Below are 26469 nucleotides of genomic sequence, written 5' to 3'. Positions count from 1 at the left end.
CGGCGCCTCAAGGCAGGAGCGCCGGTGCTACAATTGGCCCCTAGCGGGCGTACTTACCCAGCGCGCCTTCCCCCTCCCAGACTCAGACCGCTATGCCACCAGACTTGCGCACGACCTACGAACTCGGTAACCACAACCAGACCACGACCTGGCTGGAATGCATCACCTTCTATCAAGATCTTGCCGCACGCTATCCGCAGGTGCTGCATTTCGAACAGATCGGCCTGTCCGACTCGGGCGTGCCCATCCACGCTGGCGTCGTCAGCGCGGACGGCGTGTTTGACCGCGAGCAAATCAAGCGCGCAGGCCGCACCGTATTCTTCAACAATAACGGCATCCACCCGGGCGAACCGGAAGGCATCGACGCCTGCATGGCCATCGTGCGCGACCTCTGCACGCAGCCGGAGCGCCTGGCGGCGCTGGGCAGCACGGTATTGCTGTTCATTCCGATCTACAACGTCGATGGCAGCCTGAACCGCGCCAACACGTCGCGCGTGAACCAGGATGGCCCGGAGCAATTCGGTTTCCGCGGCAACAGCCGCCACCTGGACTTGAACCGCGATTTCATCAAGTGCGACAGCCTGAACGCGCAAGTGTTCAACCGCCTGCTGGCCAGCTGGGACCCGGACGTGATGGTCGACACGCACACGTCGAACGGCGCCGACTATCCGTACACTATGACCCTGATCCACACGCAGACGGATAAGCTGGGCAATGGTCTGGGTCCCTTCCTGCAAGACACCATGCTGCCGCACATCTTTGCGCAGATGGAACAGGCCGGCTGGCCCACCTGCCCGTATGTGAATCCCGTCAAGGACAGTCCCGACCACGGCATCGCCGAATTCCTCGAAGTGCCCCGTTTCTCGACGGGTTTTGCGGCCTTGCATCACGTCATCGGTTTCATGCCGGAAACGCACATGCTGAAACCGTTTGCCGACCGCTACGCATCCATGCGCGCCCTGCTCGACATCACCATGGCGTTCACGGTCAAACATGGCGAACAGATCAAGCAGCTGCGCGCGCAAGCGAAGGCGGCCGGCCGCACGCAAGCCGCGTGGCCGATCCACTGGACCATGAATGAAGAACAGCCGTCGACCTTCCCCTTCAAGGGCTATGCGGCGCAATACACGCCGAGTCTGCTGGGCGACTACCAGCGCCTGTCCTACGACCGCTCGCAGCCGTGGGAACGCGATATCAAGTATTACAACCGCTTCGATGCGGACGTCACCGTGGCCGCGCCGAAAGCCTATATCGTGCCGCAAGCGTGGCGCGAAGTCATCGAACGGCTGCGCTGGAACGGCGTCGAAATGCACCGCATCACCACCGAACAGACGCTAACGGCGCGCTACTACCACATCACCGACGTCGGCACGCGGGCCACGGCCTACGAAGGCCACATGTTCCACGACAATGTGGAACTGGAAGCGCGCACGGGCCAGTTCACCGTGCAGGCAGGCGATTATGTCGTCAGCCTGGACCAGGACAACGCCCGCTACGCCGTGGAAACCCTGGAGCCGCAGGCGCACGACAGCTTCTTCCGCTGGGGTTTCTTCAACAGCGTGCTGGAGAAGAAAGAAGCGTTTTCCGATTACGTGTTCGAAGACATGGCTTCCGAACTGCTGCGCGACGAGCCGGCGCTGGCCGCCAAGTTTGCCGAGTGGAAAGCAGCGAATCCCGCCCTGCTGAGCAATCAGGAAGCCGTGCTGAATTTCATCTTTGCACACTGCCAGCGCTTTGCCGAGCCGGAATGGCGTAGATATCCCGTAATTGCCCTGATGTAAATCAAGGCTGTAGCGACTGCAACATCCTGGCGCCGCATCGGAGACCCCGGTGCGGCGCCTCTTTCTGTGCCCTGCCCACAAGGTAATCCCATGCACTACGCACTGAACCTGCGCACCTTTATTTACAGCCATTATTTTTACCTGGGCTTGCGCGTGGCCATCGGTCTCGTCGGCCTGGCCTTGCTGACCCAGGAAATCAGCGACAGCGCCACCGCCATGACGGTGTGCATCGGCGCCCTGTGCACGACCCTGATGGACATGCCAAGCCCGCTGCGCCACAAGTTCAATGAAATGCTCGCTTCTGTGCTGCTGTGCAGTGCCGTCACTTTGTTAATCAGCCTGTGCGGCCCCGTGCAGTGGCTGTTGATGACGGTGCTCGTGCTCGTGAGTTTCCTCGCCAGCATGATGGTGGTGTACGGCAAGAAATCCATGCCCTTGCAGCTGGCCGCCCTGTTCATCATGACCATGTCGATGGAGCACCAGATGACATGGCAGCAATCGTTCCACCATGCGGGCCTGTTCATGCTCGGCGGCCTCATCTATCTGGCGTACGCCATGGCCATCGCCTGGGTCTTGCGCCACCGCATCAAGCAGCAAGTGCTGGCCGAAGCCCTGTTCGAACTGGCCGCCTACATCGATATCAAGGCCGATTTCTACGACACGCGTTTTAACCTGACGGAACAGTTCAACAAGCTTGTGCGCCATCAAAGCATCCTGGCCGACCGCCAGCAGGCATCGCGCGACTTGATTTTGCGCAGCCACAAGAACAGCAAGGATGCTATCGTCGTGCAGGTGCACGTGTGCATGCTGGATCTGTATGAACTGATACTCTCCACGCACACGGATTACGCGCTGCTGCGCCAGCACCTGGCGGACTCCGACGTGCTGAAATCCTTGCACGACCTGGCCTACAAAGCGGCGCGCGACATCGAAGCCGTGGCCTACGCCGTCACGCGCAAGCGTGCCTCGTATGCGCAGATCAGTTACGACAAGGAATGGGCCGATATCGAAGAGGAAATTGCCCGTCTGCACGCAAAAGGCGATGCTGCGCAGGAAGCGCTGGCTACCCTGCGCGCGCAGCGCAACAAGATCCGCGCCATTCTGAAAATGATCGCGGAATTGCACCTGGCCAGCCAGAAAGTGTATGACAACGTGCCGTTCTGGAGCGGTGCGGACATGGCGCCGTTCCTGTCGCAGCAGAAATACGAACTGAAAACCCTGCTGTCGAACCTGCGCCTGGACTCGCCCGTGTTCCGCTTCGCCCTGCGCGTCTCGATGGCCATCTCGGTGGGATTGCTGATCGGACACTGGCTGCCATATGCGGCGCACAGCTACTGGATCGTATTGACCATCGTCATCATCCTGCGCCCCACGTTCAGCATGACGCGCCAGCGCCGCGCCGACCGCATCATCGGCACCATCATCGGCTGCATCATCACGGCCATCGTGATCCGCTTCGTGCACAGCAATATCGTACTGATGGCCATCCTGTTCCTCTCCATCGTGGCCACGCCCACCTTCATCTATTTGCGCTACCGCTACACGGCCATCGCCGTGAGCCTGATGATTCTGCTGCAAATGCACCTGGTGGCGCCCAGCAACCCGAACCTCGTCAGCGAGCGCCTGATCGACACCCTGATCGGCGCGGCAGTGGCGACCGTGTTCAGCTTCGTGCTGGCCAATTGGGAATACCAGAGCCTGCCACGGCTGGTGCGCCAGGTGCTGAATGTGAATGTGAGCTATATGCAGGCCAGCTTCGCGCTGCTGCAGGGGAAATGTTTCGATGACTTCGCCTACCGCATCGAGCGCAAGCGCCTGATGGACAGCCTGGCCGCACTCAGCTCGGCGCTGGTGCGCATGCTCGATGAACCGGCCAGCAAGCAGCGGGCCGTGGAAGACATCAACCTGTTCATCGTGCAAAATTATTTATTGGTCGCCCACGTGGCGGCGCTGCGCTCCATCCTGGGCCGGCATGCCAGCCAGCTGCCCGTCGCGCCCGTCAACGCCCTGCTCAGCCACAGCCATACGCAAGTGTGTCTGACCCTGTCGCGCGCACTGGAACAGCTCGATAACAAGGCCGCCATCAGCGCCCCGCTGGCCGCGCCTGCCGCACCGCCCGTCAGCGACGTGGCCTGGTCGGGCTGGCCGCTGGTGCAGCGCCGCATCCGCTTGTTACAGGCAGATGCAGACAAGATCGTGATACATAGCGCGGCGATCGTGAATATTGTAGCGCCGCGCTAAGCCGGCGCAACTTACTTCAGATACTGCTCAAACCAGCCGATGGTGCGCTTCTGCAAGTCGCGCTGATGCTCGGGCTTGCGGAAAGAATGGCCTTCGCCATCGTAGATGAACAGGCTGGACGGTACGCCCATGGCGCGCAAGCCGTGCCAGAATTCCAGCGACTGGGCGGCCGGCGTTTCCACGTCGCGCTCACCCACGTAGATCAGGGTCGGCGTCTTGGCCGCCTTGATCGATTCGATGGGTGAAGCCTTGCGGTAGACGGCGTGATTGTCATACGCGGAGGCGCCAAAGAACGGGATCATCCATTGGTTGATGCCGTTCTGGCCGTAATAGCTGATCCAGTTCGACACGCCCGCGCCCGCCACGGCCGCCTTGAAACGGTCGCTATGCGTGACGCCCCACATGGTCATGAAGCCGCCATACGAATGGCCGATCAGGCCCAGGCGGTCCCCATCGATGGGCGCCACTTTTTGCGCGGCATCAATGCCGGCCAGGATGTCGCGCCAGTCGCCGCCGCCGAAGTCAGCCATGTTGGCGCGCGTAAAGGCCTGGCCCTGGCCAAAGCTGCCGCGCGGATTGGGCAGGAAGACGAAATAGCCCTTTTGCGTCAATTCATGGATCAGGGTGTTCGCTCCCACGTAACGGGGCGAGGCGGCGGCGCCCGGGCCGCCATGCACGTTGACGATCATCGGGTAGCGCTTGCCTGCGTCCGCCTTCAACGGCCCCAGCAGCCAGCCTTGCACCTTGTATTGCTCGTTGTTCCAGCCCACGTTCTGCACCGTCAGTTGCGGCGCAAAACCGTCATTGTCGCGCGTAATCTTTTTCAACTGCCCCACCGGTCCCGCCACTAGGTAGCTGGCGTGCGTAAAATCTTCCTGGGCGGCAGCGGCGTGACGGCCATCGGCGCTGAACGACAGGCGGCCATCGCTGCCGCTGCTGCTGAGCTCACCGAGCAGCACAGGCCGGGCCGGGCCGCTTTGCGCATCGACGGGCACCAGCGCCAGCTGCGAATCGATCAGGGCCGTTGCCAGCAAGCCGGCGCCGCGCCAGACGACGCCATTGAAGGTGCCGCGATAGTCTGGCGTGAGATTGCGCGGCGTGCCGCCGGCCAGCGGTACGGTGTAGATATCGCCGCCGATGGAGCCGAAATCGCTCATCAGGCCGCCGATGAAAACCACCGTCTTGCCATCCGGCGAGACCGATGGCAGGTTCAGCTGCATGGCCGGCGACGCGATCACGCGCAAGGCGCCCGTGGCCGCATCAATATGGCTGAGCTTGGCGACCCACCAGTTGCTGTCGCCATTGCCTTGCGCGCTGGTGGCGACAAAGCCGCGGCCATCGGGCGTCCAGCTGTATTCATACACATAGGTGTCGCCTGGGGACAGCAGACGCGGCTCGCCGCCGCTGGCCGGCACGACGGCGATGCGCTGGGCATCGTCTTCGCTGCCCACTTCGCCCACCTGGCGCGCACCCGCTTCCACGGCGCCGGCCAGCTTGCGCGCGCCCACCGTCGCGAGCAGGGCCAGCTGCTTGCCATCCGGCGACCAGCGCGCCGTACTGGCCACACCTTTGATGCTCGTCAATACCTGGGCTTGCGCCTGTGTCATCGTGGCCAGGTACAGCTGCGCCGTGCCCGCCTTGGCGTCGTAGCCGACAAAAGCCAGCTGCCGGCCATCGGGCGACCAGCTGGGCTTGTCGTAGGAACACACGGCGCACGGATCGAATTGCTGCACGATGGCGCCGTTGGCGGCGTCGCGCACGACGATGACCGCGTGCGGACGCTGCGGCTGTTCGCCCGCCCTGCTCGATTCGATGGCGGCGATGCGCTGGCCATTGGCCGACAGGGCGACGGCACGGTAATCGCGCAAGGCCGGCTCGGTGGCAGGAGCGGCCTGTGCCAGGGTGCCCAGAAGGCTGCTTGCCAGCAAGCCGCAAGCGGCCAGATCAGTTATTTTCATCATGTAAATTCCGGTTAGAAATAAAAAAAACCGCCGGTAAGTGCGGCGGTTTCGGATGGAACAGACTGCATTAGCGGGCCTTCTTGCCCAGGTGCGAATGCCGCATGCTGTACAGGAAATAAATGGCCACCGTCACCGCCATCCACACACTGAACACGACAAACGTCGTATGCGGCAAATCGCGCATGATGTACAGGCAAGCGAGCACGCTGAGGCCAGGAATCACGTACGGCCCGAACGGCACGCTGAAGCCTTCGATGCGGTTCGCGCCCTGCTTGTGGCGCAGCACGGGCACGGCAATCGACACCACCATGAAGGCTGTCAAGGTACCGATGCTGACCATGTCCCACAGGTACGTGGCATCGACGGAACCGGCCACCACGGCCACCACCAGGCAAACGATGATGGTATTGCTCACCGGCACCAGGGTGCGCGGGTGAATCTTCTGGAACGACTTCGGGATCAGACCGTCGCGGCTGACGGCAAACAGGATGCGCGTCTGGCCGTAGATCGTCACCAGGGTCACGCTGAAGACGGAAATGACGGCGCCGGCCGACAACACCAGCGCGGGCCAGGTCTTGCCCGTGACGTTTTGCAGGATCACCGCCAGGCCCGCTTCCTGGCCTTCGAACAATTTCGCCTGTTGCGCGCCCAGGGCAGCCACGGCCACCAGCAAATAAAACACGGTGACGATGAGCAAGGCGCCGAGAATGCCGCGCGGCACATTGCGCGTGGGATTTTTCACTTCGTCGCCGGCCGTCGCCACCGTATCGAGGCCGATGAAGGAGAAAAAGACGGTGCCGGCCGCCGCCGTCACGCCCGTCATGCCGGCAAAGCCCTTGCTGTTGTCGGCATTGAAGAAGGGGAAGAAATTGTCGGCATTGAAGCCGGAAAACGCGATGACGATGAAAAACACGAGGATCGCCAGCTTGATGATCACCATGATGGCGTTCATCAGGGCCGATTCCTTGGCGCCGCGCAGCAGCAAAAAGCCGCACATGCAGATCAAAAAGATGGGCGGCAAGTTGATGTGGCCGGCATGAAACTCCATGCCATGCGGGCCGGAAACGATCATCGGCGTGCGCAGCATCTCGGGAATGTGCCAGCCGAAGGCATTTTCCAGGAAATTATTCAGGTAGGACGACCAGCCGATGGCCACGGCACTGCCCGCCAAGCCATATTCAAGCAGCAGACAGGCGGCCATGATGAAGGCCAGGAACTCGCCCACGGTAGCGTAGGCAAACGAATACGAGGAGCCGGAGGCGGGAATGCGGAACGACAGCTCCGCATAGCACAGGGCCGTCAGGCCGGCCGTGATGGCGGCGATCAGGAAAGACAGGACGACCGATGGGCCCGCCTTGGGGACTGCTTCGACCATGGTAAAGAAAATGCCCGTGCCGATGGTGGCGCCCACGCCGATCATGGTGAGGGAAAACAGGCCGATGGACCGGCTCAAGCCACTGCTGCTGAGGCCTTCACCATATTCGACCGTGGTATCGATCGGCTTGGTGCGGCAAAGTTTCTGGACCAGGGTTTGGCTCACTAGACTTCCTTTATGAGGCATGCACTTGAACACCTGCCAAAACCTACTGCGCGTCGTGATTTGCGGCCTGCGATGCTCACTGTGCATTCGCACAGCTGCGCTTCTTAGCCACAACTTACATCCGCACGCTACGGTTTTGTCAGGTGTCGTTCGAAACATGACGGGTAAAAACACTTAAAAACGGCGCCCCGGCCCTACCTGGCAAAAAACCGGAAAGATCGCGTCCATTTTCAAAACTAAGCGATTATAGGGCTTTCATCGGTTCAGCTAAACAGAACTTTGATGCAAGGAAACAACGCCAGGCGTGCGCCATCAAACGCGCACTGGCGCTAGTGCGGCATGGAATGGCCAATATGAAAGAAAAAGCGCGCCGCTGCAAGTGCAGGGGCGCGCTTTTGATTCAGCTCAACTAGGCTGGATTACTTCTTGCCGTGCGGCACATCGGCCGGCGGCCAGCCCGCTTCGTAGCCTTGCGGCACGTCGTCGCGGCGGTCTTTCGGCGCCAGGCCCAGCGCGTAGTACAGCACCGTCAGCAGGATCAGCCAGGCCGGTCCCACCATCAGGGCGATGCGCGTATCGGGGAAATACGCCATCAGGCCGATCACCAGCGCCAGGAAAGCCAGCGAAATCCAGGAACCGTAGGGCGCGAACGGCATGCGGAAGGCCAGGTTCTTGATTTCCAGCGGCGTCAAGGTCTTGCGGAACTGGATTTGCGTGACGAGGATCACGCCCCAGGTCCAGACGGCGCCGAAGGTGGAAATCGAGGTAACCCAGATAAACACTTTTTCCGGCACCAGGTAGTTCAGCAGCACGCCCAGCAGCAGGGCAAACACGGACACCAGGATGGCGCGGCGCGGCACGCCGCTGGCCGTCGTTTCCGCAAACGCCTTCGGCGCCTGGCCTTGCAGCGCCAGGTTGTACAGCATGCGGCCCGTGCTGAAGATACCGCCATTGCACGACGACAAGGCTGCCGTCAGCACGACGAAGTTGATGATGCCGGCGGCCGTCTTGATGCCCAGGCGTTCGAACGTCATGACGAAGGGGCTGCCGGTGGTGCCGATTTCATTCCATGGGTAAATCGACAGGATGACGAACAGTGCGCCGACATAGAAAATCAGGATGCGCCAGAACACGGAATTGATGGCGTCGGGAATCGATTTCTTCGGGTTCGCCGCTTCGCCGGCCGTCAGACCGATCATTTCCACGCCCAGGTAGGCAAACATCACCATCTGCAGCGACATCAGCACGCCCTGCGCGCCGTTCGGGAAGAAACCGCCATGCGTCCACAGGTTGGAGATGCCGATGGCCACGCCGCCATTGCCGAAACCGAAGATGATCATGCCCGTGCCGCCGACGATCATCAGGATGATGGTGACCACCTTGATCAGGGCAAACCAGAATTCGAACTCGCCGTAGGCTTTCACGGCCAGCAAGTTGATCGCGCCCATGGAGCCGAGGGCCGCCAGGGCCCAGATCCAGCGCGGCACGTCGGGGAACCAGATGCCCATGTAGATGGCGACGGCGGTGATTTCCGCCACGCAGGTGACCAGCCACAGGAACCAGTAGTTCCAGCCCGTCAGATAGCCTTGCAGGGGACCCAGGTAATCCTGGGCATAGCGGCTGAAGGAACCTGCCACGGGATTGTGCACGGCCATTTCGCCCAGCGCGCGCATGATCATGAAGATGACCGCGCCACCGATGATGTACGACAGCATGATGCCGGGACCGGCCATCTTGATCGCATTGCCGGAACCCAAAAACAGGCCCACGCCAATCGCGGCGCCCAGCGCCATCAGGCGGATCTGCCGCTCGCCCAGGCCGCGGTGCAAGCCTTGTTCACTCGTTTTCATTACGTGTCTCCGTTTTTTTCTTGAATACACCGATCCCTCCACCCCAATGGCGGTTCCGCTCTTGCTGGAAAGGAGGAAAAGGCGAGCCGGCGACAGGCGCCGGCATGCTCAGCTGATCAGGCCAGTTCGGCGATCAGTTCGATCTCGACGCAAGCGCCCAGCGGGATTTGCGCCACGCCGAAGGCGGAGCGGGCGTGCTTGCCGCTGTCGCCGAAGACTTCGACGAACAGTTCCGAGGCGCCATTGGTCACCAGGTGCTGTTCCGTGAATTCGGAAGTGGAATTGACCAGGCTCATGACCTTGACGATGCGCTTGACCTTGCTCAAGTCGCCGCCGCACGCGTCTTGCAATGTGGCGATCAGTTCGATGGCGATGCCGCGCGCGGCGATCTTGCCTTCTTCCGTGGTGACGTCCTTGCCCAGTTGACCCACCCAGACCTTGCCATCCTTCTTGGCCAGGTGGCCGGACAGGAAGACGGTGTTGCCCGTGCGGGCATGCATCACGTAAGCGGCAGCTGGTGCGGCAACGACTGGCAATTCGATGTTGAGGGCTTTGAGTTTTTCGTAAAACGACATGCTATTTCTCCAAGAAAACAATATAAGCGAAACCAAAATTCATGCACGGCAGGGCACGGAGGATGACGCCCTGGCAGCGCGGCAGTGACCGACAACAGTGCCAGATTAAACGTCATCATATTGGTGAACCAGCAGTTTTAGTTCACAAATAGGCCCGGTTATTCAGTGGATTATACCGACAATCAAACAAAATTCAGCATCGGTTCATGAAGCATGCTCTCCAGGCATCGAGCGTGTATTTTTTCATTCAATTGTCACTTGTGCAATGTCAAGCCCTCCGGGTCAAGGTTTATCGCCTGCAGAAATGCCTGGTCATGCGAAACCACAAGTAACGTCCCCTGATATTGCAGCAGCATCTGCTCGAGCGCCTGCAGGCTGGCCAGGTCCAGATGATTGTCGGGTTCATCTAACAGCAGCAATTGCGGCGGCGTCTGCGCATACAGTTCGGCCGCCAGCGCCACCTTCATGCGTTCGCCCCCGCTCAGCAAACGGCTGGGCATGGTAGCGCGCGCGCCGGCAATGCCCAGCAGCGCCAGCCGCGTGCGCAACTCGCCTTCCGGCACAAGGCTGTTGCGTTCCTGCAAGCGTTGCACGGCGCTCCACTCGCCGTCTTGCAGCCCAGCATGCTGGTCCAGCCAGGCCACCTGCGCATGGCAGCGCAGCGCGCCGCTGGCGGGCGCCAGCTGTCCCGCGATCACGCGCAGCAGGGTCGACTTGCCGCTGCCATTGCCTCCCGTCACGGCCACGCGGCGCGGGCCGCTCAGCACCAGGTTGATGGCGTGCGTCTGGCCATGCGGCAAGACCAATTCGCGCAGCTCCAGGATCAGTTTCCCGTTCGGCACGCCACTCCCGGGCGCCAGCAGCAGCCGTTCGGCCTCGGGCGCGCAGCGGGCGCTGGCGTCCATCACCCTTTGCTGGCGCGCCTGCTGCGCCTCTTGCGCACGCACGCGCAGCCTGCCCTGGCTATCCTGGCTTTTCTCCTTTTTTGCGTCCAGCAGCAGCTTGCTTTGATTGCCTTCGCGGCCCTCGCGCTCACCGCGCGTCACCCGTTTCTGCTGGCGTTCGGCCTGCTGCTGCGCCTCGCGCTGTTCACGCCTGGCGCCGGCCTTTTCCGCTTGCAGGGCGGCGGCGTAGCCAGCCTGCTCCAGCGCGCGCTGCTGCGCAAACATGGCGTAATTGCCGCCATAGCTGCGCAAGCCCTGCGGCGACAGCTCGACAATTTCATCGACGTGCTGCAGCAAGCCGCGGTCATGGCTGATCAGCAGCAAGCCGCCTGGCCAGCGCGCCATCTGCGCCACCAGGCGGGCACGTTGATGGACATCAAGGTGGTTGCTCGGCTCATCGAGGACCAGCCAGTCCGCCTGCGACAGCCAGGCGCCTTGCAGGGCGATGCGCTGGCGCTCGCCACCGCTCAGGCCAGCCGTCGGCGTGTCGGCATCGACATGGCGCAAATCGAGCGCGTCGAGCGCCTGGCGCAAGCGCACGTGGGCATCCCAGCGGTCTCCCACCAGGGTGTAGTCGGCCTCGTCGATGCTGCCTTCGGCGATGCGCGCCAGCGCCGCCAGCAAGCTGCTCACGCCGGCGAGGGCCGCCACGGTGGGATAGCGCTGCGGATCGAGTTCCTGCGCCACGTAATGCACGGCGCCGTCACAGCGCACGGCGCCAGAAGACGGCTGCGCCTGGCATGCCAGCAGGCGCGCCAGCACGCTCTTGCCCACGCCGTTATCGCCGACGAGGCCGATACGTTGCGGGGCAAACGCGAATTGCAAATCGGAAAACAGGGTGCGGCCATCGGGCAGCACAAAGGAAAGACGGTCGAGTTGTAGTAATGCGGGCATGGATACTCCTTGTACGTGCAGACAGGGCTGGCGAACCCGCGCGGCGCAAAGGCGCTGTGGCGGGAAGGGCGAGGCCGTGCACAGCACGGCAGTATCAATGGCGCATGTCGAAGTGTCCTGGAGAAATGGGGAAGATGCGTCAGTGTAGCAGAGCAAGCCTGTTAGCGCTGCCCCAGGGTCGTGTCGCCGAACAGGTGCTTGTACTCGCGCGGCTGCGAGCGCCAGTACTGCGGTGGCGCCTGCACTTGCGCGCCCAGCTGGGCCGCCGCATGCCAGGGCCAGCGCGGGTCGAACAGGATGGCGCGCGCCAGCGCCACCATGTCGGATTGACCTTGCGCAACGATGTCTTCCGCCTGCTGCGCTTCCGTGATCAAGCCCACGCTGATGGTGGGCAAGCCGCTGTCGCGCTTGATGCGCTCGGCAAACGCCACCTGGTAGCCGGGACTCACGGGAATTTGCTGCTGCGGCGAAATGCCACCGCTGGAGACGTGGATGAAGTCGGCGCCCAGTTGCTTGAGTTCCTGCGCGAAGCGCACGCTTTGTTCGATTTCCCAGCCGCCATCGACCCAGTCGGTGGCGGAAAGGCGCACGCCCACGGCCACGCTGTCGGGCACGGCGGCGCGCACGGCTTCATATACTTCCAGCGGAAAGCGCATGCGGTTTTCCAGGCTGCCGCCATACACGTCGGTACGGTGATTGGACAGGGGCGAGAGGAACTGGTGCAGCAGATAACCGTGCGCCGCATGCAGTTCGATGCCTTCGATGCCGAGCGCATGCACGCGCTGGGCGGCCGCGACAAACGCGCCCTTGATCTGCAACAAACCCATCTCATCGAGGGCGATGGGCACGGTTTCGCCGGGTGCATGGGCGATGGCGGACGGCGCCACCGTTTGCCAGCCGCCCTCGGCCAGGTGCACGCAGGCGCCGCCCTGCCAGGGCGCGCGGCTCGACGCCTTGCGTCCCGCGTGGCCCAGCTGCACCACCAGTGGAATCGGCGCGTGGCGGCGGATCGCCTGCACCACGTTGGCCAGCGCCGCCTGGTTCGCGTCCGACCACAGGCCCAGGTCTTCGGCCGAGATGCGTCCCTCGGGCGAGACGGCCGTCGCTTCCGTCATCAGCAAGCCCGCCCCGGACAGGGCCAGGTGGCCCAGGTGGATCATGTGCCAGTCGGTGGCGTTGCCGTTGTCGGCCGAGTACTGGCACATGGGCGCGATGGCGATACGGTTGGCCACGAGCAGCGGCCCCAGTGCATATGGCGTGAATAACTGGCTCATGGCGGACTCCGGAAAAGGGAATGCACCGATTCTACTGTGCTTTGGAAAGTGCGGCTTACACCTGCTTACGTTTGATACAGCGCAAGGGCTAGCCTTGGGCCGGCGCGACCGTTAATCTGGACACATCAACAACAGCGCAACACCTTGCCCCCCAGGAGAACACATGAACACGACGACTACCGCCAGCCGCATCCACCCCTTGATGGCCGGCGCCGCCATTTCCGTGACCGTCCTGTGCCTGGTGGGCGCGGCGTCCATCGCCGGCATCCTGCCCAATTCGCGGGCGAACGTGCCTGCCACGCCAGCCATCCCTGCCGACGTGGCCGCCATGACGCCGGCCAGCGCCGCTGCCCTGGCAGCGCCTGTGGCGGCCCCGCTCGCCGCGCCTGTCGTGGCGCAAGCCGCCCCGGCACCAGCCCCGGCGCCCGTCGTGCACAAGCGCATCGTGCACCACACGCAAGTGGCGCAGGCGCGTCCTGCCTACAACGATAACAATGATGGCTACCGCGACACGGCTTACCGCGAACCCGTACGCCAGCCGCAGCCAGTGCCTGCACCGGCGCCGGCACAACCGAACTACGTGGGCATCGGCACGGGAGCCGTCATCGGCGGCTTGATCGGCAATCAGGTCGGTGGCGGCCGCGGCAAGGCGCTGGCGACGGTGGCCGGCGTGATCGGCGGCGGCATGCTGGGCAACGCGGTGCAGAATCAGGTTCAGCAGCAGCCACAGCGTTAATCGTACGGTCCCAGATAATCGAGCTTGCCCACGGCCACGCCATTGTTTCTCAGGATGGCGTGGACCATGGAGACGTGGAAATAAAAATTCGGCAAAGCAAAGCTGAGCAGGTAATTGTCGCCCGAGAATTTCCTGCCCTCGTCGGTCCAGTTCAGCACCACTTCCTTCTGCGCACTGCCCGCCATCTGGCCCGCATTCACGCTGTCGATGTAGGCGATGGTGTTGGCGATGCGCTCCTGCAGCTGCTCGAATGACGCTTCGTTATCCTCGAACTTCGGCGCCGGCACGCCGCTCAGGCGCTCGACCGACATCTTCGACGTGTCGCTGGCGCGCTGCACCTGCGCCGTCAGATCCAGCATGTCGGGCGCCAGCTGCGCGCCCAGTAAAATCTCGGGCACGATGCCATCTTCCTCCACATGGGCTTGCGCCTTTTCCAGCAAGGCCGAAACGACCCGCAAGCCGCGGATGAAGACGGGAATGGTTGCCTGATACATGGACACGGACATGGCGGACTCCTGAGAATGAACGATGAGCCAGTGTACCCGAGGCGCCGTCTTCCGGCAGCGCGCGCAACGCCACTCCTGTGCGCCAGCGCACCGAGCGGCCCAGTTGCTATTACTTGTCCAGGTTTACCTTGCCATCCGACGCATGGCCGGGCTGTTCCGCCGCTTCCGGCTGCGGTACTGGCTGCGGCTGCGGCGCCGGCTTCTCCTTGCGCTTGCCGCCGAAAAATTTGACGATGGCCGCACCGCCGCCCACCACGGCCAGGATCAGCACTTTCTTGAAGGCCAGCAACAGCGCCAGCAGTTTGCCAAACAGGCCCAGCTTGCTGGCCACGCCGCCCGCCACCAGCGCCGCCAGGCCATATTCGGCCACCTTGTCCGTCTTGCTGTCAAAATCCGTGTAGCGGTTACCCTCGGTAAATTCCGTGAACGCCGTCACTTGCTGCATCTCTTTCTTGATCGCCTCGATCTGCTGCATGCTGGCGATCGCGTTCAGGTTCAACACGCCTTCGCGGCCCAACACGCGCACGTTGTAGTTGAGCGAGTGTTCGCCGCCATCGACCATCAAGTCCTTGGCCCAGTACAGCTTGTGCGTATCCTTGGCATAGCTGGGTTTTTCCGCCCAGCCCATCAAATGGATGCCGGGATAGCCCTGCTTCTTGCGCTCCGCATTGTTTTCCAGCACGGACGCCTGCATATCCTTGAGCAATTCGTCGTACTTGATGCTGTCCGCATCGTCATCCTTGATATGCCCTTCCTTTTCATACGTGACGATGACACCCCAGCTGTCGCGCTCGAGCACGCTGGTCTTGGCGGGCACGATCATGCCCAGCGATACCATGCCCGGTGGATTGCCCCAGGCATCGACCAGCACGCGCTCGGCGTCCGTCGGCGACAGATAACGGAAGTTGGCGGGCAAATCCAGGGTGGCGATGCCGCCCGGCAAGGTGATCTTGCCGCGCTGCAGGTGCAACTGGGCGAGGAATTGCTCGGCCGTCATTTCCGGCACAGAAGCCTTCTCATCGGCAGGGGCGGCAGCCGTCAGGCCCGAGAGGGTCAGGCACAGCAGGGCTGTCAGCAGGCGTTTCAACATGAACGGTCCAATAAATTGCAAAAGGGAAAATATTTTAAACCAATTGGTTGCTTAATGGATAATTATTTCTGTGCGGCATCTTTTTGGCAAAAAAGCGCCAGGCGGGTTTCCCCGGCTGGCGCCTGATGCTATGCATGACTGAAAGATCAGGAAGTACGCACCACCATCAAGCCCGCGCGCAAGCCCACGCGCACGTCCGGGTTCGGAAACACCACCAGCTCTTCCGCATGCTGCACCGTGTAGACATGGTCGCCATCGCTGGCGATCACGGCGTGCTGCGGCAGGGAGGTGAAATTCTGCGTACTGCGATCAAACGCCATGCGGAATTCATCGCTGTGCTTGATGATTTCCTGCGCCACCTTGAACACGTGCGGTTGCGCCTTGACGGGCTGCGCAGGCAAGCCGCGCAGCAAGCCATCGAGCGCCCGCGACACATCGTCGAACAGGGACAAATCGTTCTGCCCCAGGGTACCCACGCGGCCCAGCTCCACCGTGCTGGCAGCCGCGCCGAAATGCTCGGCCGAGTAATAACTGTAGGTGCCGGCCGACTGCGGGTTCATGATGATGGCGCCGATGGCCGCCTGGCCCAGCCAGTCGATCAGCTGTGCCTTGGCGTCGTCGGCCACCAGGTCGGGCACGATGGCAAACGTGGGGTACACGGAAGGCCGGATGGCCGTGTGCAAGTCCAGGTGCCAGCGCACGGGGCCCGCCGCGTCAAAGAACGCTGCTGTCGCAGCGATCATTTCATCGGCGCGCGCGCTTTCCGCCGCTTGCGCCAAACTCCCCCGCACGGGGCGGAACATGCGATTCAGGTCGGCGTCGATGAAACGCTTGCCGGCCCGGATCGCATCGACATTGCCCACGCAAACGAGCAAATCGACGGCCAGCGCCGACGCATCGCGCGACAGGGCGTCGAGCAGATGCGCCAGCACTTCGATCGGCCCCGTTTCGTCGCCATGCACGCCCACCGAGACGGCCACGCTGGCGCGTCCCGCATCGGCCTGCGGCTTGACGACTTGCAGCATGCCGGGCGCCGGCAAGGCCACCGTGAAACCGGCGTTGGCGAACAGCTGCGCCACGCCGCTGAAATCGGCCTGCGCCAGCGCCTGCACGGCTGGCGGCAAGCCGCCAGCGCCCACTACTACCTGGGTTACTACCTGCGTTACTGCTTGCGTCATTACACCGCCGCTTCCGCTGTGGGTTTCGCCGTGATTTTATTCACGGCTTCCGACAAGGTCCACACGTCCAGCATGGCTTGCTCCAGTTCCGTCGCCGCCACATAGGCCGACAGGCCCAGCGCGCCCGTCACCGCATCGACAGCCTGGCCTGCATTGCCTTGCTCTGCGCGCGCCAGCACCTGCGTCAGCAGACGCTGTTGCGTGCGGCGCAGCGCTTGCTGCGCGTAGTTGCGCAACTGTTCCTGCGACTTGCCTTGCGCGGCCAGCTTCAAGCCACGCTCCAGCGTGCCGATACCCGCCTGGCTGCGCAGGGCCAGGCCCACTTGCAGGAAGGCCGCCAGGTCCATCGAGGCAGGACGCGGCACGGACAGGGCCGGGAACAGGAAGCCGGCGACGACTTCCAGCGCATCGACCGCATCCCACGCCTGCACGAAGGCCGGCGTCAAGCCCGGCACCAGTGCGGCTTCCGACTTGATGCCGACGGCTTTCAGCAGGTCGCGCTTCGATTCCGCGCCAAACAGGCGCGTGAGTTCGGCCAGGCCGGCGCCGCGCAACTGTTCGGCAGGCACCGACAGCACGCCGGCGATCATCGTCTGCTGCAGCACGCGCGTTTGCGCATCGACCTTGATCGACACGTCGCGTGGGATCGTCAGCGCGTCCGCATCGAGCGCGTCGAACACGGGCGCCAGGTTCAGCGCCACCCATGCCTGGCCCCAGGCCAGGATCACGGTCGATTCGTCCACGCCGTGTTCCGCCGCCAGGTTGCGGATCATCAGCGGACCGCAGCGGTTGATCACTTCATTGGCCAGCACGGTCGCCAGGATGGCGTTGGCCAGCGGGTGGTCGAGCGCCGAACGGGTTTCCACCAGCAAGGACGGGAAGTAAGGCTTCAGGACCGGCTCGGCCCAGGTTTCACCGGTCAACGGCAGGCTTGAGAGGATGCGCTTGAAGCGGTTCTTCACGTTGGCGATCACCACGGCCAGTTCCGGCGTGGTCAAGCCACGACCGTCGGCCTTGCGGCGTGCCAGTTCGGCCACCGACGGCAATTGCTCCAGTTCGCGCGACAGGGCGCCCTCTTCTTCCAGGCTGGCAATCAGGGCGGCATAGCCATCCTGTACGGCGCTTTCGCTTTGCGCCTGCAATTCGCGCACCAGCAAATGCGTCTGCTGCGTGTTGTCGCGCAAGACCAGGCGCTCGACGTCGTCCGTCATCGCATACAGCTCGCGATTGCGGTCGGCTTCCGTCAGCTTGCCCGCATTGACTTCCACGTCCAGCCAGATTTTCACGTTCACTTCATGGTCCGAGCAATCCACGCCGGCCGAGTTGTCGATCGCATCGGTAAAGATGCGTCCGCCCGCCAGCGCGAATTCGATGCGGCCGGCCTGCGTCGCACCCAGGTTGCCGCCTTCGGCCACGACTTTCACGCGCAGCTCATTGCCGCTGACGCGGATATGGTCATTCGCGCGGTCCTTCACCTGTGCGTGCGTCTCGGTGGAAGCCTTGATGTAGGTACCGATGCCGCCGTTGTAGAACAGGTCCACGGGCGACTTCAGGATGCGGTGCATCAGTTCTTCCGGCGGCAGCGAGGTTTCGGCGATATCGAGTGCGGCGCGGATTTGCGGCGACAGTTCGATCGTGCGGGCGGAGCGCGGATACACGCCGCCGCCTGCCGAGATCAAGTCCTTGTTGTAGTCGTCCCACGAGGAGCGCGGCAAGGCGAACAGGCGCGCGCGTTCATCGAACGAGACGGCGACGTCCGGTGTCGGGTCGAGGAAAATGTGACGGTGGTCGAACGCGGCCACCAGTTTCAGCTGGCGCGACAGCAGCACGCCATTGCCAAACACGTCGCCCGACATGTCGCCCACGCCGACCATGGTGATCGGGGTGGTGTTCAGGTCGTGGTCCATTTCATAGAAGTGGCGCTTCACGGCTTCGAATGCGCCCTTGGCCGTGATGCCCAGCTTCTTGTGGTCGTAGCCGTTCGAGCCGCCCGAAGCGAACGCGTCGCCGAGCCAGAAACCGCGCTGCACGGCGATGCCGTTGGCGATGTCCGAGAACGTGGCCGTGCCCTTGTCGGCGGCCACCACCAGATACGGGTCGGCTTCGTCGAAGCACACGGTATCGACCGGCGGCACGATATTGCCAAGCGAGCGGTTGTCCGTCACTTCCAGCAGGCTGGAAATGAACAGGCGGTAGACGGCTTCGCCTTCGGCCGCGATGGTTTCGCGCACGGCGTCCTTCGGCATCATCTTGCAGACAAAACCGCCCTTCGCGCCGGCCGGCACGATGACGGCATTCTTCACCATCTGCGCCTTGACCAGGCCCAGCACTTCGGTGCGGTAGTCTTCCATGCGGTCGGACCAGCGCAAGCCGCCACGGGCGACCGGGCCGCCGCGCAGGTGCACGCCTTCGAAACGGCGCGAGAAGACGAAAATCTCGCGGTAAGGACGCGGTTCCGGCACCAGCGCCAGGCTGCTGGTGTCGAACTTGAAGATGATCTTGTCGCCGGCTTGATTGTTCTGGAAGTAGCTGGTGCGCAGCGTGGCGCTGATCAAGTCGGCCAGCGCGCCGAGGATTTCCTCGGTGTCCGCATGGTTCACGGAGGGCAGGCCGGCCTTGATGATAGCGATGGCCTCCAGGGCGGCCGCATGCTGCGCGTCGGACAGCGCAGGATCGAAGCGCTGCAGGAAAGCGTCGACCAGGGCTTTGACCTGGGCCGGCTGCTTGCGCAGGCTTTCGGCAATGTAGCGCACCGAGAAGCGGCTGCCCGTCTGGCGCCAGTAGCTGGTGTAGGCGCGCACCAGTTGCACTTCACGCGTCGACAAGCCGCCTTCGATGACCAGGCCGTTCAGGCGGCCATCTTCGGCCGTGTCGTTGAACAGGGCGGCAAACAATTCCTGCGCCACAGCGACGACGGATGGCTGCGCCAGTTTCGCCGCGCTGGCGGCATCGACCGTCAGGCTGGTGACGAAATAGCGCGTGCCGTCGGACAGCGAAACCGAATACGCCTGTTCGCGGTCGATCGCCACGCCCGCATTGTGCAGAGCCGGCAGGATGGTCGACAGCGGCGGCACCTTGTTGGCCGAGTACAAACGAATGGTGGTAACGGCACCGGTCTCGATGCGCACGGCCACGTGCGCCGGGTCGGTATTGCGCAGGATGGTGTCGAGGTCGCGGAAGGCGATGGCCGGCGCGGTGGCGGCCACGTAATCGAGCGGCAAAGTAGCGCAGAGTTTACGCAGGCTGGTGCGCAGGGCCACGTCGGGCACGGCGTCGGCCACGGCGGCAAAACCGTTATGCCAGCCATCGAGCACGCTCAGGAGCGGCTGTTCGATGTCCGTTTCCAGATCCAGCGGGTAGCGCGCGGCGTGGGCGATCAGGTAGACGCGCGCCAGCGGGCCGTCGGCCACCAGGGTCTGCGTGCTCACATGCGTGGCGCCGGAACTGGCTTGCAGGGCCTTTGCCAGGCTCGATGCCACGCTGGCGCTGTAGCGCTCGCGCGGCAGATAGACCAGCACGTTCAGGTGGCGCGCATACACGTCGCGGCGCGCGAAGACCTTGGTGCGCGGCTGCTTGTACAGCGAGACGACGGCGCCGCACACTTGCGCCAGCCAATCGAGGTCCGCTTCCAGCGCTTCCGTGCGCGGCAGCGATTCGAGGATTTCGCGGAATTTCTCGGCACGGAAGCCTTGCTGGCGCACGCCGGCCAGGCTCAGTACCTTGGCCACGCGACCGCGCGCAAATGGCAGCGCCGCCAGCGGGGTGGAATTGCCGGCGCGGGTGAACAGGCCGACGAAGCAATGCTCGCCCAGGATCGCGCCTTGCGCATCCATGTCGCGCACGCCGATGAAGTCCAGCTGCTGGTCGCGGTGCAAAGTACCCGCCACGTCGGCCTTGACGATGGACAGCGCCGAGTCGCGCTTGGCCAAGGTGTCGAAGTCGCCCGGGATATTTGCCAGGCAGGTGCCGTACACGGGGTGCGCCGTATCCTGCAGCACGCCGACGCGGCTAGGAATGTCGCGTTCGAGTTCGCGCACGCCCGGCTTGACGCGGTAATAGGCGTAGCCGAACACTTCAAAGCCGCCGCTGCGGGCCCACTCCAGGAAGGCGGCCACTTCCGCGCCTTCTTCGCCATGCTGGGCGGCAGTCGTGGCGACAGCGGCCAGGCGCTCGCTCATGGCGGCGCTATCGCGGCGCACCACCGCGGCGTCACGCGCGACCGTCTCCAGGGCGGCGACCAGCGCGGCCAGGGCGTCCGGCGCCAGCTCTTCGTCGAGCAGCACCAGCACATACGATTCGAGCGGGTCGCCCGGCTGGCGCACCGCTTCCACGCTGCCGTCGGCGGCGCGGCGCACGGGCAGCACGGTGTTCATCACGCCGCGCACGGCCAGGTGCTGGCGACGCATGGCCATGACGATGGAGTCGACCAGATAGGGCATGTCTTCGTTCAGGATCAGCAAGGCGCTCGCCATGCCGCCACGGCCATCCGCATAGCGCAGGGTGGCGATCTGGCAGCCATTGCCGGTACGTTTGGCCGCTTGCGTGAAGCCGTCGACCAGCACGGGCGCCAGACTGTCCGGCGCGATGTCGGCCAGGTCTTCGGCGTCGAGCGAGTCGAGCCATGCCTGCACCAGTTGCACGACAGGCGCTGCCGCCTTGCCTGCCTTGCCAGCCGCGTTAATCAACTCCAGCGTTTGTGTACGCAAATCTTGTGGCGTGTGATTCATCTTGCATCTCCATTACGGTAATGTGAATGTCCAACGCTGTCGTTCGGGCTTGTGGCTGGGCGGCAGCGGTGTCAAGAGACGGGGGTCGCCCGTCCAATTCTGTCTGTGCTACGGATAGTCTGTCTCGGATTTTTTCTGTGTATTTTCTATCGCCTACAAGTCGTACAATCCCGGTAAGTTGAGGATGATCGTCAATTCTTCAAGCGCCGCATGCACTTCCAGCGCCAGTTGCGGATCGGCCAGGTCGCCCGGCTCCAGATGGTCGCGGTAGTGTTTTTCCACCCACTGCACCAGCCGATGGTACAGCGTTTCCGTCATGATCACGCCCTGGTGCATGGCGCGCGCCTCGGTTTCCGTCAGGGCCACGCGCAAACGCAGGCAGGCGGGCCCGCCGCCGTTGCGCATGCTCTGGCGCAGATCGAAATGTATCAGTTCATCGATGGCTCCACCGCTGGCCACCAGGCCGTCCAGGTAGCGCGACACGGCGCAGTTTTCCTGGCACTCCTGCGGTATCACCAGCGCCATCTTGCCGCCCTCTTTCGTCAATAGCTGGCTGTTGAACAGGTAGCTGCTGACGGCGTCCGCGATCGGCACCTGACCCGTGTCCACGCGCAGCGCCTGCAAATCGGCCCCCGTGGCGGCGACGGCGCGGTGCAGCTGCGACAGGCTTGCCTCTTCATCGGCAAACGCCTGCTCGTGATAGAACAGCACATTGCCATTGCCGACGGCGATGACGTCGTTATGGAACACGCCCTGGTCGATCACGTCAGGATTCTGCTGCACGTACACGGTGCGCTTCGCATCCAGGCCATGCAGGCGCACCACGGCTTGCGACGCTTCCAGGGTCTGGCGCGCCGGGTAGCGCTTCGGCGATGGCGCGGAAGGGTCGAACTCCACGCGACCATACACGAACAGTTCAACCGATGGCGCGCCGTGGCTTGCGCCCAGGCGCGTGTGGTTGGCCGCACCCTCGTCGCCAAAGGCCGGCGTCGAGGGCAGCGCCTCGTGCACGGCGAAGTGCCTGTCGTCGCTGAAAATGGCGCGCAGGCTGCGCGCCGACTGCGCGTGCTCGAAGGCGCGGTGCAGCTTGTTATTCAGGTTGGCGGCCGTGAAATGCACGCGGCCATCCTGCGTGTCGGCCGACGGACTGACCGTGGCGGCATTCGCCGTCCACATGGGCGAGGCGGAATATGCGCAAGCCAGGATGACGGGCGACTCCTTGTAGGCGCGCGCCAGCACTTCGGCGTCCGTCCCCGTGAAACCGATGGAGCGCAGCAGGCGGAAATTCGGCCGGTCCTGCGGCGGCAGCAAGGCTTGCGCAAAGCCGCGCGCGGCCAGGGCGCGCATCTTGGCCAGGCCCTGCAAGGCGGCCTGCTTCGGATTCGAAGCGCTTTTCACATTGCTGAACGAGGCCACGTTGCCGAACGATAATCCGGCATAGTTATGCGATGGCCCGACCAGGCCGTCAAAGTTGTATTCGCGCGTGCTGTGCATGGGATTTCCTTAAAAATTCAGGCCGGGCGACAGCTTGGCTGGCATTTCCAGCGCGCTGTTCTCGATCGAAGCGACCGGGTAGGCGCAGTAATCGGCCGCGTAATAGGCGCTCGGACGGTGGTTGCCCGACTTGCCGATGCCGCCGAACGGCGCTGTGCTGGCCGCTCCCGTCGTCGGACGGTTCCAGTTGATGATGCCGGCGCGAGCGCGCGTTTGAAAAGTTTGCCACAGGGCCGGGTCGTCGGACAAGAGCGCCGCGGCCAGGCCGAATTCGGTGGCGTTGGCCACCTTCAGGGCCGCATCGAAATCGGCCACGCGGATCACTTGCAGCAGGGGACCAAACCACTCTTCGTCAGGGATGCCGGTAGCAGCGGTAACGTCGACGATACCGGCCGTGACAAAGCCCGCCTGCGGATTGAGCTGGCGCATCTGCAGCAAGGTGGTGCCGCCCCTGGCGACCATATCCGCCTGCGCCTGCACCAGGCGCGCGGCCACGGCACTGGACACCACTGGACCCATGAAGGGCTGCGGCTGGGCGTCGGACGCGCCGATGCCCAGTTTCGCGGCCACTTCCACCAGGCGCGTGACAAACGCGGCACCGGCAGCGTTGTCCTGCACCACCAGGCGGCGCGCGCAGGTGCAGCGCTGGCCGGCGGAGACAAAGGCGGAGAAAATCGCGTGATGCACCGCCGCGTCCACGTCCTTCACGTCCCACACGACGAGGGCGTTGTTGCCGCCCATTTCCAGCGCCAGCATCTTGCCCGGCTGGCCGCCGAACTGGCGGTGCAGGCTGATGCCCGTCTGGCAGGAACCCGTAAACAGCACGCCGTCAAGGTGCGTATTGGCACCCAGGGCCACGCCCGTATCGCGCCCGCCGTTGACGAGGTTGACGACGCCATCCGGCAAGCCCGCCTGCTGCCACAGCTGCACGGTTTTGACGGCCGTGCGCGGCGCATATTCGCTGGGCTTGAAGACGATGGTGTTACCGGCGATCAGGGCCGGCACGATGTGCCCGTTCGGCAGGTGGCCGGGGAAATTGTACGGGCCGAAGACACCGAACACGCCATGCGGACGGTGGCGCAGCACGGCGTCGCCGTCGGCGATCTTGCTTTGCGTGATGCCCGTGCGCGCGTTGTACGACTGCACCGAGATATCGATCTTGTTGGCCATGGTGGCCACTTCCGTGCGCGATTCCCACAGCGGTTTGCCCACTTCTTCCGAGATCAGCAGCGCCAGCGCTTCGGCGTGCTCCTTCAGCAGCTCGCGGAAGCGCACGCAGATGGCGATGCGTTCTTCGACGGGCGTATCGGCCCATGCTTCAAAGGCGGCGCGGGCGGCCTGGCAAGCCTGCTCCACTTCGTTTTCCGTCGCTTCCAGGCTGGCCCAGGTCTGCTTGCCGTTCGACGGGTCGATGGTGACCAGTTCGCGGCCCGTGCCTGGCAGCCAGGCGCCGTTGATGAAGTTCGATGCTGCGGTAGATGAATGAAGGTCGGACGATTTAGACATGGGGATGCTTCCTCGGGTTGAGTGACAAGGTGCGCACGGTGTCGCCATTGCGGCTACGCAGCAAATGCAATTCATCGTCATCGAGCGCGATCTTGCCGCTGTGCGGATTGGCGCTGGTGACGATCATGCGGAAATCTTTCAGGTCGGTGTTCGACACCAGGTAAGGCTCGGCCTGGGCAAGGTCGCCACAGGCTTCCGGTGCCGCCTCGGCGTCGAGCACGGCCGGCATGCTGTCGCGCATGGCGCGCAGCTCGGAGACGCGCGCCTGCAGCACGGGACCGGCGTCGAAAATGTCGACATAGCCTTCGAAGTGCAAGCCTTCCTGCTCCAGCAGGCGGCGCGCGGGCGCCGTGCTCAGATGCACCTTGCCGATGACTTCCTGCGCCTCGTCGGGCAGGTAGGCCACGTACATGGGCTGGCGCGGCATCAATTCGGCGATGAACGATTTTTTTCCCAGGCTCGTCAGGTCGTCGACGTGGTGGAAATCCATCTTGAAGAAGTGGCGGCCCAGGCCCTCGTAGAACGGCGAGCTGCCATCCGGCGCCTGGTAGCCGCGCATTTCCGCGATCAGCTTTTCCGTGAACAGGTGCGGGAACTGGGCGATGAACAGAAAACGGCTTTTCGACAGCAGCTTGCCGTTGTTGCCGCTGCGGTAATCGGGGTGCAGGAACAGCGAGCACAGTTCCGTGCTGCCCGTCAGGTCGTTCGACAGGTACAGCGTTTCCATTCGCGTAAACACATCGAGCTCGCGGCTCGAATGCACGAGCGTGCCGATACGGTAGTTGTAGAACGGTTCGTCCAGGCCCACGGCGCCCTTGATGGCGCACACGCCGGCCAGACGGCCCGTGTCGGTATCCTCCATGACGAACATGTAGTCGCGCTTTTCGGGCGGGATCGTTTCGGCAAACGAGGCGCAGGCGATGGCCAGGCGGTCGCCCAGCATTTTCATGTCCGGCTTGAGGGTGGTCATGCCGGTGCCGACCTGGCTGGCCAGGCCGTACAGGGCATCCAGGTCAGAAGCGTTGATGGCGCGTACTACTAGCATAATGTTCTCTCGGTTAGATGCGTACGCAGATGACGCTGTCGCCTTCGGCCACGGCCAGCGCCTCGAGCAGCTCGGCCGGCAAGCCGACGGTGTCCTGCCCTTCGAGCGCATCGCAGGTGAAGGTGACGGCGCGGAAGTTGCGCTCCGCGCCCGAAGCGATCGCGTAATGCACTTTCAGGCCCGTGCGGCTGGGCGTGACGCCTGCGACGACACGGCGCGTGAGCGAGCCCGTAAACGAGCGCAGCGAATTCTTGTGCGCCTGCAGGATCGGGCCGCCATCGAAGATGTCGATGTAGTCGTCGGCTTCGAAACCTTCTTCCGTCAGCAGATTGAACGCCAGTTCGCCGCTCGGGTGGATCTGGCCCATGGCCGCCTGCGCGTCGCCGGGCAAGAGCGGCACGTACACGGGGTAATGCGGCATCAGTTCGACGATCAGGGTGCGGTTGCGCGCGCCGCCGATGACTTTCTCCGCATCGAGGAAATCCATCTGGAAGAACTTGCGGCCCAGCGCATCCCAGAACGGCGACTGGCCGTTGGCGTCCGTGATGCCGGCCAGCGGCACGAAGAAACGATCGCCGAAACGGTGCGGTGCCAGCACGGCGAACAGCAGCCGCGCGCGCGACAGCAAGGCCGCCTCCAGGCCCGCCTGCTCCATGTTGCGCACATAGAAGCCGGACAGCTGCGAGTACGCCGTCAGCTCCGAACACAGGGTCAGCGCATGCACGCTGTGACTGATGTTCAGGTCGCGCGAGACTTGCTGGATGACGTCGTTGCGAAAGGAAAAATAGGTACCGTTCGAGCCGGCCGAGGCGAAGATGGCGGCCGTGCCGGCGATGCTCTTGTCGAGCAGGGATTCAAGCACGAAGAGATACGACTCTTCGCTGGGGATGTCGACATGGGCGGCAAACGAGGCGATGGAGCGCTCGACGGAGGCGGCGATTTTTTCGCGCGTCTTCGGCAGGGTATGGACACCCGGCATGGTTACCGCGGCCAGCGCTTCGAGGGCTGCGATATCCGCAATTTCTACCGGACGGACAACATACATGGATACTCCTTCAGTGCAGACAATGCCAGGGTAGAACCAAGCCGGCCCGCAGCAAAGCGGCGGGCCGGTGATCAAACAGGGA

At 63.4% G+C, this 26469-nt stretch carries 17 protein-coding genes; 3 read left to right on the top strand and 14 right to left on the bottom strand.

The features are described 5' to 3' along the window. Positions 1-92: 92 nt before the first annotated feature. Positions 93-1781 carry a M14 family zinc carboxypeptidase gene (locus tag OX460_RS28015; RefSeq protein ID WP_289900610.1) on the top strand — a complete coding sequence of 563 codons (1689 nt, stop codon included), beginning with the start codon at positions 93-95 and terminating at the stop codon, positions 1779-1781. 90 nt (positions 1782-1871) lie between these two features. Beyond that, positions 1872-4022: an FUSC family membrane protein gene (locus OX460_RS28010; protein WP_289900609.1), complete on the top strand. Its 2151-nt coding sequence runs from the start codon at positions 1872-1874 to the stop codon at positions 4020-4022. Between the two features lie 11 nt (positions 4023-4033). Here OX460_RS28010 and OX460_RS28005 read toward each other — a convergent pair whose 3' ends face one another. The 6 genes from OX460_RS28005 to OX460_RS27980 all read right to left on the bottom strand — a co-directional run bounded on the left by OX460_RS28005 (position 4034) and on the right by OX460_RS27980 (position 13060). After that, on the bottom strand, positions 4034-5983 hold the full coding sequence (locus OX460_RS28005) for a S9 family peptidase (RefSeq protein ID WP_289900608.1): 1950 nt from the start codon (positions 5981-5983) through the stop codon (positions 4034-4036). 67 nt (positions 5984-6050) lie between these two features. After that, positions 6051-7523, bottom strand: coding sequence for an amino acid permease (locus tag OX460_RS28000; RefSeq protein ID WP_099666227.1), 1473 nt, complete (start codon positions 7521-7523; stop codon positions 6051-6053). Positions 7524-7942: 419 nt separating this feature from the next. Then, a complete protein-coding gene (locus tag OX460_RS27995; protein WP_099666226.1) occupies positions 7943-9373 on the bottom strand; it encodes an amino acid permease in 1431 nt (476 codons plus the stop codon). Positions 9374-9489: 116 nt separating this feature from the next. Continuing rightward, complete coding sequence (locus OX460_RS27990; RefSeq protein ID WP_076571881.1) at positions 9490-9948, bottom strand: RidA family protein; 459 nt, start codon at positions 9946-9948, stop codon at positions 9490-9492. Between the two features lie 254 nt (positions 9949-10202). Beyond that, positions 10203-11786 carry an ATP-binding cassette domain-containing protein gene (locus tag OX460_RS27985; RefSeq protein ID WP_289900607.1) on the bottom strand — a complete coding sequence of 528 codons (1584 nt, stop codon included), beginning with the start codon at positions 11784-11786 and terminating at the stop codon, positions 10203-10205. A 161-nt stretch (positions 11787-11947) separates the two neighbouring features. Beyond that, the gene (locus OX460_RS27980) at positions 11948-13060 is read right to left on the bottom strand and encodes an NADH:flavin oxidoreductase/NADH oxidase (RefSeq protein WP_251351331.1); all 1113 of its coding nucleotides are present in this window, start codon (positions 13058-13060) and stop codon (positions 11948-11950) included. A gap of 163 nt (positions 13061-13223) precedes the next feature. On the opposite strand from OX460_RS27980, the gene OX460_RS27975 reads away from it, so the two are divergent. Beyond that, positions 13224-13796: a glycine zipper 2TM domain-containing protein gene (locus OX460_RS27975; RefSeq protein ID WP_289900606.1), complete on the top strand. Its 573-nt coding sequence runs from the start codon at positions 13224-13226 to the stop codon at positions 13794-13796. Here OX460_RS27975 and OX460_RS27970 read toward each other — a convergent pair. The 8 genes from OX460_RS27970 to OX460_RS27935 all read right to left on the bottom strand — a co-directional run bounded on the left by OX460_RS27970 (position 13793) and on the right by OX460_RS27935 (position 26387). Continuing rightward, on the bottom strand, positions 13793-14302 hold the full coding sequence (locus OX460_RS27970) for a DUF1993 domain-containing protein (protein ID WP_251351333.1): 510 nt from the start codon (positions 14300-14302) through the stop codon (positions 13793-13795). The genes OX460_RS27975 and OX460_RS27970 overlap by 4 nt on opposite strands. 109 nt (positions 14303-14411) lie before the next feature. Beyond that, entirely contained in the window at positions 14412-15392 is a 981-nt protein-coding gene (locus OX460_RS27965) for a DUF2167 domain-containing protein (RefSeq protein WP_289900605.1), read from the bottom strand. Between the two features lie 146 nt (positions 15393-15538). Further along, the gene (locus tag OX460_RS27960; RefSeq protein ID WP_289900604.1) at positions 15539-16570 is read right to left on the bottom strand and encodes a succinylglutamate desuccinylase; all 1032 of its coding nucleotides are present in this window, start codon (positions 16568-16570) and stop codon (positions 15539-15541) included. Continuing rightward, positions 16570-21297, bottom strand: a complete 4728-nt coding sequence (locus OX460_RS27955) for an NAD-glutamate dehydrogenase domain-containing protein (RefSeq protein WP_289900603.1) — start codon at positions 21295-21297, stop codon at positions 16570-16572. Before OX460_RS27955 ends, OX460_RS27960 begins: the two co-directional genes overlap by 1 nt. 153 nt (positions 21298-21450) lie before the next feature. Further along, the gene (astB, locus tag OX460_RS27950; RefSeq protein WP_289900602.1) at positions 21451-22791 is read right to left on the bottom strand and encodes an N-succinylarginine dihydrolase; all 1341 of its coding nucleotides are present in this window, start codon (positions 22789-22791) and stop codon (positions 21451-21453) included. Between the two features lie 9 nt (positions 22792-22800). Continuing rightward, the gene (astD, locus tag OX460_RS27945; RefSeq protein ID WP_289900601.1) at positions 22801-24297 is read right to left on the bottom strand and encodes a succinylglutamate-semialdehyde dehydrogenase; all 1497 of its coding nucleotides are present in this window, start codon (positions 24295-24297) and stop codon (positions 22801-22803) included. After that, on the bottom strand, positions 24290-25342 hold the full coding sequence (astA, locus tag OX460_RS27940) for an arginine N-succinyltransferase (protein ID WP_287777029.1): 1053 nt from the start codon (positions 25340-25342) through the stop codon (positions 24290-24292). The genes astD and astA overlap by 8 nt, the downstream gene beginning before the upstream one ends. 13 nt (positions 25343-25355) lie before the next feature. Further along, positions 25356-26387: an arginine N-succinyltransferase gene (locus OX460_RS27935; RefSeq protein WP_251351340.1), complete on the bottom strand. Its 1032-nt coding sequence runs from the start codon at positions 26385-26387 to the stop codon at positions 25356-25358. Between the last annotated feature and the right edge of the window lie 82 nt (positions 26388-26469).

The sequence above is a fragment of the Janthinobacterium sp. SUN033 genome, assembly GCF_030397595.1.
Classification (GTDB): domain Bacteria; phylum Pseudomonadota; class Gammaproteobacteria; order Burkholderiales; family Burkholderiaceae_D; genus Janthinobacterium; species Janthinobacterium kumbetense.
This window is presented reverse-complemented; position numbering and strand designations above follow the sequence as displayed.

What these genes read in the sequence shown, in the direction of transcription:
- astD (WP_289900601.1), bottom strand. Translation starts at nt 24,297, where the DNA reads ATGTCTAAATCGTCCGACCTTCATTCATCTACCGCAGCATCGAACTTC.
- OX460_RS27955 (WP_289900603.1), bottom strand. Translation starts at nt 21,297, where the DNA reads ATGAATCACACGCCACAAGATTTGCGTACACAAACGCTGGAGTTGATT.
- OX460_RS28010 (WP_289900609.1), top strand. Translation starts at nt 1,872, where the DNA reads ATGCACTACGCACTGAACCTGCGCACCTTTATTTACAGCCATTATTTT.
- OX460_RS27995 (WP_099666226.1), bottom strand. Translation starts at nt 9,373, where the DNA reads ATGAAAACGAGTGAACAAGGCTTGCACCGCGGCCTGGGCGAGCGGCAG.
- OX460_RS28015 (WP_289900610.1), top strand. Translation starts at nt 93, where the DNA reads ATGCCACCAGACTTGCGCACGACCTACGAACTCGGTAACCACAACCAG.
- OX460_RS27960 (WP_289900604.1), bottom strand. Translation starts at nt 16,570, where the DNA reads ATGACGCAAGCAGTAACGCAGGTAGTAACCCAGGTAGTAGTGGGCGCT.
- astA (WP_287777029.1), bottom strand. Translation starts at nt 25,342, where the DNA reads ATGCTAGTAGTACGCGCCATCAACGCTTCTGACCTGGATGCCCTGTAC.
- OX460_RS28005 (WP_289900608.1), bottom strand. Translation starts at nt 5,983, where the DNA reads ATGATGAAAATAACTGATCTGGCCGCTTGCGGCTTGCTGGCAAGCAGC.
- OX460_RS27965 (WP_289900605.1), bottom strand. Translation starts at nt 15,392, where the DNA reads ATGTTGAAACGCCTGCTGACAGCCCTGCTGTGCCTGACCCTCTCGGGC.
- OX460_RS27970 (WP_251351333.1), bottom strand. Translation starts at nt 14,302, where the DNA reads ATGTCCGTGTCCATGTATCAGGCAACCATTCCCGTCTTCATCCGCGGC.
- OX460_RS27980 (WP_251351331.1), bottom strand. Translation starts at nt 13,060, where the DNA reads ATGAGCCAGTTATTCACGCCATATGCACTGGGGCCGCTGCTCGTGGCC.
- OX460_RS27990 (WP_076571881.1), bottom strand. Translation starts at nt 9,948, where the DNA reads ATGTCGTTTTACGAAAAACTCAAAGCCCTCAACATCGAATTGCCAGTC.
- OX460_RS27985 (WP_289900607.1), bottom strand. Translation starts at nt 11,786, where the DNA reads ATGCCCGCATTACTACAACTCGACCGTCTTTCCTTTGTGCTGCCCGAT.
- OX460_RS27975 (WP_289900606.1), top strand. Translation starts at nt 13,224, where the DNA reads ATGAACACGACGACTACCGCCAGCCGCATCCACCCCTTGATGGCCGGC.
- astB (WP_289900602.1), bottom strand. Translation starts at nt 22,791, where the DNA reads ATGCACAGCACGCGCGAATACAACTTTGACGGCCTGGTCGGGCCATCG.
- OX460_RS27935 (WP_251351340.1), bottom strand. Translation starts at nt 26,387, where the DNA reads ATGTATGTTGTCCGTCCGGTAGAAATTGCGGATATCGCAGCCCTCGAA.